Genomic DNA, 13,293 nt, shown 5'->3' with positions numbered 1-13,293 from the left:
ATGCCCCTCCAGATCACCGGCGCGCTAGGCGACCCTGACCTGATCCGGCTCCCCTGGGAGACGCCCCTGGCGGACTGGCCACAGCAGTACCTCGTCGATCTGCCGCGCGGTATCTCGCGGCATGTGGTGAGGTTCGCGCGGCTGTCCGGCAAGGTGTACGCGATCAAGGAGATCAGCGAGCGCTACGCCAAGCGGGAGTACCAGTTGCTGTGGGACCTCGCCCGGCTCGACGCGCCCGCCGTGGCACCCGTCGCGTACGTCACCGGCCGCGAGAACGACCTCGACGCGGCCCTGATCACCCGGCACCTGCAGTATTCCCTGCCCTACCGCGCGGTCATGTCGGGCACCCTGCGGCCCGACACGCTCACCCGGCTGCTCGACGCGCTGGCCGTGCTGCTGGTGCGGCTGCACCTGAACGGCTTCTACTGGGGCGACTGCTCGCTGTCCAACACGCTGTTCCGCCGGGACGCCGGGGCCTTCGCCGCGTACCTGGTGGACGCCGAGACCGGCGAGATGCATCCGATGATCAGCGAGGGCCAGCGGCTCGGCGACATCGACGTCGCGCACACGAACATCTTCGGCGAGATGCTCGACCTGGAGGCCGGCGGCCTGCTGCACCCGTCGATCGACCCGATGGACACCGCCGAGGACATCGTCACCCGCTACCACCGCCTGTGGGACGAGATCACCCAGAGCGAGATCATCGAGGAGGTGGACTGGCACCGGGTGGAACACCGGATCAGGCGGCTCAACCGGCTGGGCTTCGACGTGGCCGAGATGATGGTGCGGCGCAAGGTCGGCACCGGCCGGCTGATCGTGCGGCCCAAGGTCGTCGACGCCGGGCACCACCAGCGGCGGCTGCTCCGGCTGACCGGGCTCGACGTGGAGGAGAACCAGGCGCGGCGGCTGCTCAACGACCTGGACGGGTTCCGGGTGGCCCAGGGGCTGCGGAACGAGGAGGAGGCCATCGTGGCGCACCGGTGGCTGGCGGAGGTGTTCCAGCCGACGGTGGCGGCCATTCCCCCGGAGCTGCGCGGGAAGCTGGAACCCGCGCAGCTCTTCCACGAGATCCTCGACCACCGCTGGTACCTGTCCGAGAGGGCGGACGCCGACGTGGGGCTGGCCGCGGCCGTCACGTCCTACGTGGAGAACGTGCTGGTCCACCGGCCCGACGAGCGGGCCCTGCTGCCGGAGTCACCCGACGGGCAGCCGGCGCTGCCCGAGGGGCCCGCGAGTTAGGGCCGGGTCAGGCGCCTTCGGTGGTCAGCTTGGTGATCTCGGCCGTGATCTGCGGCCACAACGGCACCGGCAGATCGTGTCCCATGCCCGGATAGGTCACCAGCCGGGCGCCGGGGATGGCGGCCGCCGTGGCCCGCCCGCCCGCGACCGGGATGAGCGGGTCGTCCTCGCCGTGCAGCACCAATGCGGGCACGCCCACCCCGCCCAGCCCCTCGGTACGGTCGCCCGAGGCCATGATCGCCGCGAGCTGCCGGGCCGTGCCCAGGGGGTCGAAGCACCGGTCGTAGGCCAGCGCGGCCTTCATGGTGACGTTCTCCCGGTCCAGCTCGTAACCGGGCGACCCGATGATCGACCAGGTCCGCACCGCCTGTGCCAGCACGGACTCGCGGTCGGCGGGCGGGGTGGCCCGCAGCACCGCGGAGGCGGCCTCGGTCGGCGGGGCGATCGAGGGGCCGGGCGTGGACATGATCGAGGTCAGCGTCAGCACCCGCGCCGGGTGCCGGATGGCCAGCGTCTGGGCGATCATCCCGCCCATCGAGGCGCCGACCACGTGCGCGGCGGGCCAGCCGAGGGCGTCCATCAGCCCGGCGGTGTCGTCGGCCAGGTCGTCGAGCACGTACGCGGACGGCGCGCCCCGCGCGGGCGCCCCCCTGTCGTGGAAGTGGGTGGACAGGCCCACGTCGCGGTTGTCGAAGCGCACGACGTGGTGTCCCTGCTCCGCCAGGAGCCGGCAGAATCCTTCGTCCCAGTGGATGAGCTGGGCGCCGAGCCCCATGATGAGGAGCAGCGGGCGTCCTGCCGGCGAGCCGAAGCTCTCATAGGCGATTTCGATGCCGTTCGCGGCTACGCGGGTGGTCACCGGACCAGAATGACATTCTGGAACGGCCCCGTAAAGGATGCCGCGGGCGGTGTCAGCCGCGGTCGGCCCAGGCGCCGGTGGAGAACGGGACCGGCCGGCCCCTCCTGCCGGGGCCGTCGCCCCACTTGGTGATGACGTAGTCCACGTCGATGTGGCCCTCGCCGCCGTTGCCGTCGACGCCCAGGGTGTCGGGGTTGAACGTGCCGCCGGTCAGGTCGGCGAAGGTCTTGGCGTCCAGGTCCAGCATGACGCCGTTGCTGGAGGGCTCGCCCGGGCCGCGGTCGCCCACGAAGAAGGGCATCTTCTTGCCCTTGTAGATGACGTAGCCCTCGGTCATGAGCGGCCAGCTCGGGCTGGCGGCCAACTGCTTCTGCATCGGCTTGCCGCTGGCCGGCAGTCCCGTGTCACCGGCTCTGCCGGAGGCGTCGTCCCAGAAGTATGACGCCGTGGTGGAGCCCTTGAGCAGCACTTCCTCGTCGGCGCCCGAGTCGGCGTACGCCGCGGTGCCGGCTAGTGCCAGCGCGCAGCAACTGGAGGCGGTGATCAGAGCGAGGGAACGCAGACCAGTGCGAGCAGACATGAAAAGTAGAGCCCTTCACGAGGAAACAGGGGGTCGCGCTCTCCGGGGGCGCAGGCATGGCCGCTCAGGCCACCCGGCGGGGTCAGGTGGAGCGCTTGGAGAATCCGGGAAAGGGGCTGCTCAGAAGGCAGCCGACACTACGTTGTCCAGTGGTTCGATCATGGGTATGTCCTCTCCATCACGCCTACCGGGTTAGCTGACGGGCTCGGGCGTGGAGATGCCCTACCGGCGCGGCCGGATTCACCCCAGTGGAGGTGGGTCCCCGGTTCCCGACTGATCGGGATTCGGCGCCAACCGGTGGTCCCTCTTGGGTAAGGGCCGGGTCACCAGTTGGTAATGGCGAAAACAGTAGCATCGAATCGGACAAACGCAAACGTTTCACCATGAATCGGGCGAAGATCTACCTTAAATGGCAAAGAGAAAGGGGGTACGGCATGCCGTACCCCCATGGAAACCGGGCCTCAGCCGCCGCTCTTGCGCCTGAACGATCTTTTACTCGCAGCTGGACCGTGCGCCCCGTGGATCTTCGATGGGTCGCCGCCCCTGCCACCCGCGCCCGAGCCGGCGTGCTGGTTGCGCTTGCGCTCCAGCGCCTCACGGAACTTGCGCTTCATCTCGTCCTCGGGAGTTTCGTCGTTTTCCGGCTCCGGTGTTTCCGCCATGAGAGGACCTCCGTGGTGTTGGGGACACCCACAGCTTCGCACGCCGCTGCTAATGACGCGAAACCGGCGCGGACCAACGTCACGGCGTGGCGGGCCCGCGCGGCCTCGCCGCTGCCTGCGACAGCACCGCGCGCGGGCCGACAAACCCCCGCTGACCTCGGCCTTCACGCGAGGTAAAGCGGAACGGTTACGTTCCTGGTATTGCGTTGGAGCAGCTCCGGAAATAGACCCGGCATGATGCTCCGGCCCCCGGTCCCGCAATGAGCCTTCTCGGTCGTGACCTGGCCCTGGATCTGGGCACGGCCAGCACCCGGATATACGTCAAGCGCAAAGGGATCGTGCTGGACGAGCCTTCGGCCGTCCGGCGCGACAACAACTCCGGCAAGGTCATCGCATTCGGCACGGAGGCGGCCGACGGCGCCGACGACGCCGACGACGCCGAGACGTACTGGCCGATCAACGGCGGCCTGCCGGCCGACGGCGAGATGAGCCGGCGCATGGTCAAGCATTTCCTGCGCAAGGTGCACCGGCATCCGTTCTCCAGGCCGCGCATCGTCATGGCGATGCCCGACGACTCCACCCCGATCGCGCAGATGGCGCTGCGCGATCTGGCGTTCGAGGCGGACGCCAGGGGGATCCTGCTGTTCCCGCACGCGCTGGCGGCGGCGCTCGGCGCGGGCCTGCCGGTCAGGGACTGCGTGGGCAGCATGGTGATCGACATCGGCTGCGAAACCACCAGGATCGCCGTGGTCTCGCGCGGGGACGTGGTGGCGACCAGCACCGTCCTCGGCGGCGGCCGGGGCGTCGACAGGGCCATCGCCCGGTGGGTGGAGAGCCAGTACGGGCTGGTGCTCGACGAGGGCGAGGCGGACGCGGCCAAGCGTGGCGCCGGGCAGCCGCCGTACGAGGAGGTCGTGGTCAAGGGGCACGATCCGGACACCGGCGAGCGGCGCTGGGTGGCCCTGCCCGCGCAGGGGATCCGCGAGGCGGGCGGGCAGCAGGTCGAGTCCATCGCGTGGGCGGCGGTCGAGACGGTGGAGCGCTGCCCCGCCGAGCTGGCCGCCGACCTCAGCGAGCAGGGGGCGATGCTGATCGGGGGCGGCTCGTTGCTGCGAGGGCTGGGCCGGCGGCTGCGTACGGCGCTGAGCATGCCGGTACGGCGGGCCGAACGCCCCCTTGAGGCGGTCGCGCTCGGGCTGGGCCGGTGCGCGGAGGAGCTGGGGCTGATCGCGAAGCTCCGGCGGCAATGAGCGAGGACCTGCTGCACGCCGGGGTCTCCCTCGCCGACAAGGCCGTCAGGACCGTGGCCGTCTACCTCACCGTGGCGGCGCTGCTGCGGATCGCCGGCAAGCGCGGCATCGCCCAGCTCAACAACTTCGACTTCGTGGTCATGCTGCTGATGAGCAACGTCGTGCAGAACGCGATCATCGGCCCGGACAACTCGCTGGTCGGCGGGCTGGCGGGGGTGGTGATCCTGGTGGCGTTCAACGCGGTGGTGGTGCGGTTCGCGGCGGAGGTGCCGGTCGTGGGCAAGATCGTCGAGGGCGGGCCGATCGTGCTGGCCCGCGACGGGCACTACATCAGGTCGGCGCTGCGCCGGATGGGGCTGCGGCAGGCCGACGTGGACGTGTCGATCCAGCTCAGAGGCGGTACGAGCGTGGCCGACACGAGCCTCGTACGGCTGGAGCCCGGCGGCGCTGTGCTTATCCGGCTACGCCCCGAGGAGGAGCCCGCCGAGCGCGGCGACCTGGCGGAGCTGCGGCTCAGGCTCGACCGCATCGAACGCAAGCTCGACAGCCTCGCCGGCCACGACGGGGCCTGAGGCTCGCCGGCGCGGGGGGCGGGGCGGACCTGAGCCTCGCCGGCGTCTCCGTCCCGGGTCACTCCCTGATCACCCGCAGCCGGACAAACTGCTACGTCCCCGATTAGGCCCCGGGCAGGGGGAAGGCGTGATCGGGGTTCCGGGCCGCCGGCAGCCGGCGGCCGGTCCCCCGCACGGTACGGGCCCGCCCCCCCGAGCCCCGGTTCCCCCTACGGCGTGGCCAGGGCCTCTGTCGGTGAGAGGCGGGAGGCGCGGATGGCCGGGTAGAGGCCCGCCACGGCGCCGATGAGCAGCGTGGCCGCCAGGCCGCCCGCCGTGGCCCAGGCCGGCACCACCGAGGGCCAGCCACTGTAATACGCGTAGCCCATCGTGACCCCCATGCCGAGCAGCACTCCCCCGCATCCGCCCAGGGCCGACAGCAGCAGCGACTCCGACAGGAACTGGGTGCGGATCTGACCGCGGGTGGCGCCCAGGGAGCGGCGCAGGCCGATCTCCGCCCGGCGTTCCAGGACCGAGATGACCATCGTGTTGGCCACGCCGACCCCGCCGACCAGCAGCGCCACCGCTCCCACGCCGAGCAGGAGGTTCGCGAACGCCTGGCTGGTCGCCTGCTTGGCCGCCAGGGCGTCCGACGGCCGGGAGACGTCCACCTCGTTCGGCGCCTCCGGGTTGGCCGTGGCGGCCAGGACCTGGCGTACGGCCTCCAGCCTGGCCTCCTCCGAGCGCGTGTAGAGGGTGGTCGGATGGCCGTCGAAGTTCAGCCTGGCCTCCGCCACCGGCCAGCCGACCAGGACCCCGCTGTCCAGGTCCGTCGCCAGCGCCACCGGCGCCAGCACGCCGATCACCGTGAAGCGCACACCGCCCACCACGACCTGCGTGTCGGGTCCCGCCGCGCCGACCCCGAGCCGCTGGGCCGCGGAGGCCCCGAGCACGGCGGCCGGATAGCGTTCGGTGGCCGCGTTGAGCCAGGTCCCGCTCTGCAGGGTGGCGCCCACGGTGGCGGGCAGGTCGAGGCGGACCGCGTACGCGGACAGGCCGCCCGTCTGGGCCTCCGGGATCCGCTCGGAGCGGTAGACCTTGGCGTCGGCGACCTTGCCCGTGGCCGAGGCGGCCTGGACCGGTCCGATGCGCTCGATCATCGCCTCGGCGTCCATCGGCATCTTGGCCTCCTCGCCCATGAGCGTGGTGCCCGGCGAGACGGTGAGCAGGTTGGTGCCCAGCGCGGAGAGCGTACGGTCCAGCTCGGCGCCCGAGGAGGACGAGAGCCCGACCACGCCGACCATGGCCGCGATGCCGATGGCGATGCCGAGCGCCGACAGGAACGCCCGTAGCGGCCGCGTACGCAGGCCGACCGCGCCCACCCGGAGCACGTCGCCCAGGCTCATCCTGGCCGGGACCAGCTTCGGCCGCGGAGCCTCGAAGCCCGCCGTCACCGGACACCCGATTCGGCGGGCCAGGGCTCGCTCTCGACGGCGGAGTCGGAGATGATCATCCCATCACGCATGCGTACCTGCCTGGGCAGACTGGCGGCGATCTCCCGGTCGTGAGTGATGATCACGATGGTGGTGCCGCCGGCGTTCAGCTCGTGCAGCAGCTCCATCACGCCCGCGCCCGACACCGAGTCCAGCGCGCCGGTCGGCTCGTCGGCCAGCACCAGCGGCGGGTCCCCGGCCACGGCCCTGGCGATGGCCACACGCTGCCGCTCGCCGCCGGACAGCTCGTGCGGCTCGTGGTCCAGCCGGTGGCCGAGGCCCACGCGTTCCAGCGCGGCGGCCGCCCGCCGGCGGCGCTCGGGACGGCTCAGGCCGGTGTAGATCAGGCCGTCGGCCACGTTGTCCAGCGCCGGAACCTTCGCGGCGAGGTGGAACGACTGGAAGACGAAGCCGATCGTGGTGGCCCGCAACGCCGAGAGCTTGCCGTCGGAGAGCTGCGACACGTCGTACCCGTCGATGTGGATGGTCCCGGAGGTGGGCCGGTCGAGGGTGCCGACGACATTGAGCATCGTCGACTTCCCCGACCCGGACGGGCCCACGATGGCGATCAGCTCGCCGTGCTGGATGTGCAGGGACACCGAGCTCAGCGCCGTGACGCCGCCGGGGTAGGTCTTGGAGACGTCCGTCAGGGTGATCATGGGGAACGTCATTTCGGCATCCCCACGGTCATGCCCTCGGTGAGCCCGTCGCCGAGGACCTCGACCCGGCCTCCGGCGAACAAACCCGTCTCAACAACGATATATCGGGACTTGCCGCCTTCGATGACTTCGAGGCCGTACCCGCCCTCCTGCAGCGCCACCAGCGCCGCGACCGGCACGGTGAGCACGTCCTTGCGCTGCGAGGCCGTGAACGTCACGTCCACCGCCGCCTTGTCGAGCCCGCGCGCGGACTTGCTGTCGCCGATCGAGACGAGCGCCTCCAGCCGGGTCTCCGCCTCGTCGTTCTGGCTCTCGCCCGGCACGATGACCGTGGCCACCTCGGTGACCTTGCCGTTCACGCTCTTGCCGTCCGGCAGCGTGACCTGGACCTTGGCGCCCTTCTTGGCCATGCGCTGGTCCTCGGCCTCCATCTGGACCGTGACGACCTTGGACGTACCGGTATAGGTCAGTACCCGCTGGCCGGGAGCGGCCGGCTGGCCCTTCTCCGCCTCCAGGCTCTCCACCCGTACCTTGTCCGGCGCGAACACGACCCGGCCCAGCTCGACCACGCCGGTCTCGTCCAGGCCCCGGTCGTCCTGCCATTCCTGGACGGCCTCGGCCGTGTCGTAGGTGTACTCGTCGTCGACGGTGAAACCGTCGTAGCCGAGCTTGCTGAGGTTGCGCTCCAGGTTCTCGACGTCCGTGCCCTCCGTGCCGATCGTGAGGTCGCGGTAGGCGGGCGTCGAGCCGTACATGAGCAGGACCGGCTTGTTGTCCACCCGGTAGAGCGGCTTGCCGCGGGTGATCTCCGCGCCGCTGTCGGGCAGCCAGGTGATCGTGCCGCGCTGGCGGCTCATCGCCGTGGTCACCGGGCCGTAGCCGAGCTCGCCGTCGGCGTCCACGGTGTCGTTCAGCGTCTGCCGGGACACCGTGGTGGTGGCCGGGGGCAGGGCGCTGGCCGAGCGGGTCGGGCCGGCGTTCCCGTCGAGCAGGCCCGCGCTGTTGACGGCCACGAGAGCGCCACCGGCGACGGCCACCACGACCAGGAGACCGGCGGCGAGTTTGCCCCGGCCGCGCCGCCGCCGGCGCGCGGGCGCCGCGCCGGGGTCGGCCCTGCCGTCGAGGGTGACCCTGTCCGCCGCCGGGCCCATCAAGAACCTCCCATACCGGCGTCAGCGGCCTGCTGCTGGCACTTCTCCTCGGCGGACTTGAAGTCGGGGTCCTGGGAGACCTCGGCGTTGATGCGCATCATGCCGCCCTCGGGGTCGGGGTAGCTCTCCACGCCGTTGTCGCGCATGCACTGGGCGAGCTTGCGCAGGTTCTCGCCCATCTTGGGGTCGCCCTGGCCCGAGCGCTGTCCGCTCGGCGCGTACTGCTTGCAGGCTTCCTGAGCCTTCTTGACCGCCTCCTGGTTCTGCCCGGTGATCTTCATCCTGACGCCCTTGCCCGGCTCCGGATCATCCATGTCCACGCCGTTCTCGCGCATGCACTGGGCGAACTTCAGGGCGCGCTCGTGCGGGTCCTCGCTCGGCTTCGCGCTGGCCGCGGCCGGGCTCCCGGCGCCGGCGACCGATGCCACGTCCGAGCCGCCCGCGTCGCCGCCGCCGCAGCCTGACAGGAGCACTGTCGCGGCCGCCAACGCGATGAGGACTGGTCCTCTCATGGGTCTTCTCCTTCGTCGAACGAATGTCATTCGAGGGGAGATGCAATACGGCGGCGCGTTTCCTTAGCGTTTCCATTTCGGCTTACTCCGACCGAATGTCCTCTGGGCCACACTCGGCTCTGCAAGCGGATGTCGGCGCGTTCCGGGGAGAGTCGGCGCGTCCTGGGGAGAGTCGCGCGTTCTGGGGAGAACCGGAGCGTTCTGGAGAGAAAGGTGCGTCATGCGGGTGCTGGTGGTTGAGGACGAGCGCTTGCTCGCAGACGCGATAGCCGAGTGGCTGCGCGACGAGACCCACGCGGTCGATCTCGCGCACGACGGCGAGGCCGCGCTGGAGCGGATCGCGATCAACGACTACGACGTGGTCGTGCTCGACCGCGACCTGCCGCGGGTGCACGGCGACGAGGTGTGCCGGGAGCTGGTGGCCTCCGAACGCGACGCGCGGGTGCTGATGCTCACCGCCGCCGCCCAGCTCGACGACCGGGTGACCGGCCTGTCCCTGGGGGCCGACGACTACCTGACGAAGCCGTTCGCGTTCCCCGAGCTGGCAGCCCGCGTCCTGGCGCTGGGGCGGCGCTCGCGCCCGGCCGTGCCGCCCGTGCTGCGGCGGGCCGGAATCACGCTCGATCCGGCGCGCAGGGAGGTGTTCCGGAACGGGCGGTTCGTCCCGCTGTCGAAGAAGGAGTTCGCGGTGCTGACCGAGCTGATGCGGGCGGGCGGGAGCGTCGTCTCGGCCGAGCAGCTCCTGGAGAAGGCGTGGGACGAGCACGCGGACCCGTTCACCGGCGCGGTCCGGCTCACCATCCTCAAGCTGCGCCGCAAGCTCGGCGATCCGCCGGTGGTGGAGACGGTGCCGGGTGTGGGGTATCGGATCGCATGAAGTCCTCGGTGTCCGACCGGCTGGGCGGCCGCCTGCCGCTGCGGCCGACGTTGCGGCTGCGGCTCACCCTCGTGTACGGAGCCGTCTTCCTGCTCGCCGGGCTGACCTTGCTCGGTGTCACGTACCTGCTGTTCAACCAGAAGGTCGCCGAGCAGTACGAGAGCCGGTTCGAGCCGCAGCCGGGCCGGCGCAAAGAGATCTTCATCATGAAGAACGGCGTCACGCTCCAGGGCGAGGACGCTGTCAGGTTCATGCGGCAGGAGGCCGAGGTGCTGCGCAGCGCCGCCGTCACCTCGATGCTCACCCAGGGCGGCATCGCGCTCGGCGTGGTCGGCGGGGCCGCGGTGGGGCTCGGGTGGGTGGTGGCGGGCCGGATGCTCGCCCCGCTGCACAAGGTCACCGACACGGCACGCAAGATCGCCGCGGCACCCGCCGAGCGCGGGCTGCACGAGCGGATCGCGCTGAGCGGGCCGGAGGACGAGGTCAAACAGCTCGCGGACACGTTCGACACCATGGTGGAGCGGCTCGACCACTCTTTCGACGGGCAACGCAGGTTCGTGGCGAACGCCTCACACGAGCTGCGTACGCCGCTGACGCTCAACCGCGCGCTGGTCGAGCTGGCCATGCACCGCCGTACCGCCTCGCCGGACGTCAAGGAGCTGGGCGAGAGCCTGCTGGAGATCAACGCCCGGCACGAACATCTCATCTCCGGGCTCCTCCTGCTGGCCCGGTCGGAGCAGGAGACCGTGGACCGGTCGCCGGTGGACCTGGCGGACGTGGTCACCCACGTGACCCAGCAGTCCGCGGCCGAGGCCCACGAGGCCAAGGTCGCCATGTACGAGGTGACCGCGCCTGCGCCCACCACCGGCGACGCGCTGCTGCTCGAACGGCTGGTGCACAACCTGGTCGAGAACGGCATCCGGTACAACCTGGACGACGGCACCGGGTGGGTGCGGGTGGTGAGCCGAACGGTGGCGGACAGGAAGGTCGAGGTGGAGGTCAGCAACACCGGGCCGAGCGTGCCGCCGTACGAGGTGCCGCAGTTGTTCAAGCCGTTCCACCGGCACGCGGCCGACCGGGTGATCACCGCGCGCAGCGCCGGGCTGGGGTTGTCGATCGTCCGGTCGGTGGCGGTCGCGCACGGCGGCGACATCAGGGCCCGCGCCCGCGAAGGCGGCGGCCTGATCGTGGTCGCCTCCCTCCCCCGCGGCGCCGCGTACCCGCCGTAGAGCCTCGATCACCAATTGCGCAGATACTTGTAGATCAACGAGCCGTTGTACGGGCTGTGGGCCCAGGGATGCCGCATCTGCGGTAAGGGGCCCCCTTCGAGACGACGAACGCGCCCACGGTGTCGTCCCCGATCCCGGAATGGTCGTCGCTCTGCCAGGACCAGCGCAGGTTCGCCGGGTAGGGAGGGCCGGCCGAGAACCACTGAATGTAGCTGCCGTCCAGCCAGTAGGTGTTGTCGCCCGGATCGTTCATCCAGTAGTTCCCAAATGGCGAGGTCGAATACCAGGCGAAGGCATGGCAGTTGTACGTCCGGCTCGCGTTCCTGACCAACGTGGCGAGCGGGTAGGCCGCTCGTGTCTCCCGGTTGATCTCCTCGATCGTCGCGGCGTCGAATTCGTCCAGGGCGAAGACGGTGGCCGGCGTGCCCCTCGGCGTGTAGATCGTGGCGAGCCGATCGACGAGCGGTTGCGCGCTTTCGGGGGCCTTACCCGGATGGGCCAAGGAGTGCTCGACCTCCCCCACCACCCGGTCGACGTCGGCCATCGTCCGGACCATCGCGTCACGCAGCAGCGCGGAGTCTTCCCAGTTCCTGTTCTCCTGGCGGGCGAGAGCGCGGGCGAGCAGGACCGCGGTCTGTTCCAGGCCGAAGATGTCGTACGTGCCGGGCATGGCCTTCTTGGCGGTGCAGGCGTCGTATGCGGCGCGCACGGTCCGGTCGAGTTGCTGGGTGGACAGGGTCCGCAGGAGCTGCCGCTGGGCGAGCAGCAGCTCCAGCTTCCACCACCCGAAGGCATGGGCCGCCGGGCCGTCGGCGGCTTTGGGAGGCTGGACGTCCAGGCCGGTGTACCTCTCCAGCAGCACCGGGCCGGCGTCGGGGCGGCGCAGCAGCTCGGCGAGCCCGCGGAACCGGGCGGCGACGGTCTCGACTCCGCGCTGCGGGCGCGCGGCGCCGACGTGCGTGCAGCCTCACGCCGCGGTCCGACACCTTTCGACTGGTACGACAGCCTGGCGAAGGGCAAGCCCTGCCCCCAAGATGTTGATCGCCGCGTTCACATCAGCGTGCGCGCTGTGCCCACACGCCTTACACCGGAACTCGGCCTGGGTTTGGCGGTTCTCCTTCGCACAGTGCCCACACCGGGCACATGTGCGGGAGGTGTTGGCAGGGTTCACCGCGATCAGCTCTCGACCGGCGCTTTCAGCCTTGTACGCGAGGACCGTCAGGAACACCCCCCAACCCGCGTCCAGAATCGAACGATTAAGCCCGGATTTTGCCGACGCGCCGTTGGATAGGTACGTGCCCTCGCCGTCCAGCTTGGGCGCGGCCCGCTTGGTCATATCGGTGACCTTGAGCGCCTCGTGCACGATCACGCCGCAGCCGCGGACCAGCGCGAGCGCGGCCTTGTGCGCGCCGTCCAGACGCTGCCGCCGCACCTTGGCATACAGCGCCGCGACGCGCGCCACGGCCTTGCGGCGCCGCTTGGAGCCGCGCTTCTTACCAGCGAGGTGCCGTTGTGCGGCGGCCAGCCGTTCGGCGGATGTGGTCAGGTAGCGCGGGTTGGCCAGGTGCTCGCCGTCACTGGTGGTCACCAGGGACGCCACGCCCAGGTCGATCCCCACGACTGCAGGTGTCGCCGGGAGCGGTTCGGCGGGCACGTCATCGCAGGAGAGGATCACGTACCAGCGCGAGCCTTCCCGCTTTACACTGATCGTCTTGACCCTGCCCTTGATCGGACGGTGCTGGTGGACACGCACCTGCCCGACCCCCTGCAAGCGAAGGAAGGTCGCGGACGGATGCCTCGGCTGGGAGTCCCAACGGCAGCCGTCGCCGTCCTTGGGCCACTCCACCGTATCGAACCGGCCCGCGCCCTTGAACCGCGGGAACCCGGGCGTACGGCCCTCGCGGACCCGCCTGAAGAATGCGGCGAACGCCTTGTCAAGCCTTCGCAGGGTGGCCTGCTGGGAGGAGAACGACCAGCGGCCCTGACCGTCGGTGTCATCGGCGCGAATGTGTTTCAACTCGCCCGACTGTTCACCGTACCGGACCGTGACGCCCGCCTTGCGGTAGGCCGTACGCCGGTGCTCAAGTGCGGCGTTGTACAGTTCACGGTGATCTTCCAGACAGGCGGCCAGGGCGACGGCCTGCTTACTGCTGGGGCGCAGCAGGAACTTGAACGACCTGTGCACACCCACCCCCGGACGCTCGACAACGCGACCACCACGTTATCGACAG

14 protein-coding genes and 1 riboswitch are annotated in these 13,293 nt (G+C 70.6%); of the genes, 5 read left to right on the top strand and 9 right to left on the bottom strand.

Going from position 1 to position 13,293, the window contains the following annotated elements:
• Entirely contained in the window at positions 1-1,239 is a 1,239-nt protein-coding gene (locus tag ABGB18_RS34110) for a DUF4032 domain-containing protein (RefSeq protein ID WP_347699777.1), read from the top strand.
• A gap of 7 nt (positions 1,240-1,246) precedes the next feature.
• On the opposite strand, the gene ABGB18_RS34105 is transcribed toward ABGB18_RS34110, so the two are convergent.
• The 3 genes from ABGB18_RS34105 to ABGB18_RS34095 all read right to left on the bottom strand — a co-directional run bounded on the left by ABGB18_RS34105 (position 1,247) and on the right by ABGB18_RS34095 (position 3,340).
• Positions 1,247-2,098 (bottom strand): alpha/beta hydrolase, encoded by an 852-nt coding sequence (locus ABGB18_RS34105; protein WP_347699776.1) that lies wholly within the window; start codon positions 2,096-2,098, stop codon positions 1,247-1,249.
• Between the two features lie 52 nt (positions 2,099-2,150).
• Positions 2,151-2,678 carry a hypothetical protein gene (locus tag ABGB18_RS34100; protein WP_347699775.1) on the bottom strand — a complete coding sequence of 176 codons (528 nt, stop codon included), beginning with the start codon at positions 2,676-2,678 and terminating at the stop codon, positions 2,151-2,153.
• A 166-nt stretch (positions 2,679-2,844) separates the two neighbouring features.
• Positions 2,845-2,978: riboswitch (cyclic di-AMP (ydaO/yuaA leader) on the bottom strand.
• A 161-nt stretch (positions 2,979-3,139) separates the two neighbouring features.
• Positions 3,140-3,340 (bottom strand): DUF5302 domain-containing protein, encoded by a 201-nt coding sequence (locus tag ABGB18_RS34095; protein WP_347699774.1) that lies wholly within the window; start codon positions 3,338-3,340, stop codon positions 3,140-3,142.
• A gap of 260 nt (positions 3,341-3,600) precedes the next feature.
• Here ABGB18_RS34095 and ABGB18_RS34090 point away from each other — a divergent pair, with 260 nt between their 5' ends.
• Positions 3,601-4,590 carry a rod shape-determining protein gene (locus ABGB18_RS34090; RefSeq protein ID WP_347699773.1) on the top strand — a complete coding sequence of 330 codons (990 nt, stop codon included), beginning with the start codon at positions 3,601-3,603 and terminating at the stop codon, positions 4,588-4,590.
• Positions 4,587-5,162 (top strand): YetF domain-containing protein, encoded by a 576-nt coding sequence (locus tag ABGB18_RS34085; protein ID WP_347699772.1) that lies wholly within the window; start codon positions 4,587-4,589, stop codon positions 5,160-5,162. Before ABGB18_RS34090 ends, ABGB18_RS34085 begins: the two co-directional genes overlap by 4 nt.
• Before the next feature lie 209 nt (positions 5,163-5,371).
• Here ABGB18_RS34085 and ABGB18_RS34080 read toward each other — a convergent pair whose 3' ends face one another.
• From ABGB18_RS34080 to ABGB18_RS34065, 4 genes are read right to left on the bottom strand one after another with little or no spacing between them, the layout of a single operon-like run.
• Positions 5,372-6,547: an ABC transporter permease gene (locus ABGB18_RS34080; RefSeq protein WP_347699896.1), complete on the bottom strand. Its 1,176-nt coding sequence runs from the start codon at positions 6,545-6,547 to the stop codon at positions 5,372-5,374.
• A gap of 44 nt (positions 6,548-6,591) precedes the next feature.
• On the bottom strand, positions 6,592-7,305 hold the full coding sequence (locus ABGB18_RS34075; RefSeq protein ID WP_347699771.1) for an ABC transporter ATP-binding protein: 714 nt from the start codon (positions 7,303-7,305) through the stop codon (positions 6,592-6,594).
• Positions 7,302-8,444: a peptidoglycan-binding protein gene (locus tag ABGB18_RS34070; RefSeq protein WP_347699770.1), complete on the bottom strand. Its 1,143-nt coding sequence runs from the start codon at positions 8,442-8,444 to the stop codon at positions 7,302-7,304. Before ABGB18_RS34070 ends, ABGB18_RS34075 begins: the two co-directional genes overlap by 4 nt.
• Positions 8,444-8,956, bottom strand: a complete 513-nt coding sequence (locus ABGB18_RS34065; protein WP_347699769.1) for a hypothetical protein — start codon at positions 8,954-8,956, stop codon at positions 8,444-8,446. The genes ABGB18_RS34070 and ABGB18_RS34065 overlap by 1 nt, the downstream gene beginning before the upstream one ends.
• A gap of 220 nt (positions 8,957-9,176) precedes the next feature.
• Between ABGB18_RS34065 and ABGB18_RS34060 the strand changes: the two genes are divergently transcribed.
• Positions 9,177-9,833 (top strand): response regulator transcription factor, encoded by a 657-nt coding sequence (locus tag ABGB18_RS34060; protein ID WP_347699768.1) that lies wholly within the window; start codon positions 9,177-9,179, stop codon positions 9,831-9,833.
• Positions 9,830-11,062, top strand: coding sequence for a HAMP domain-containing sensor histidine kinase (locus tag ABGB18_RS34055; protein WP_347699767.1), 1,233 nt, complete (start codon positions 9,830-9,832; stop codon positions 11,060-11,062). The genes ABGB18_RS34060 and ABGB18_RS34055 overlap by 4 nt, the downstream gene beginning before the upstream one ends.
• Positions 11,063-11,096: 34 nt before the next feature.
• Here ABGB18_RS34055 and ABGB18_RS34050 read toward each other — a convergent pair whose 3' ends face one another.
• Entirely contained in the window at positions 11,097-11,924 is an 828-nt protein-coding gene (locus tag ABGB18_RS34050) for a hypothetical protein (protein ID WP_347699766.1), read from the bottom strand.
• 105 nt (positions 11,925-12,029) lie between these two features.
• Entirely contained in the window at positions 12,030-13,253 is a 1,224-nt protein-coding gene (locus tag ABGB18_RS34045; protein WP_347699765.1) for a transposase, read from the bottom strand.
• Positions 13,254-13,293: the final 40 nt, after the last annotated feature.

Source organism: Nonomuraea sp. B12E4, assembly GCF_039871825.1.
GTDB lineage: Bacteria > Actinomycetota > Actinomycetes > Streptosporangiales > Streptosporangiaceae > Nonomuraea.
This window is presented reverse-complemented; position numbering and strand designations above follow the sequence as displayed.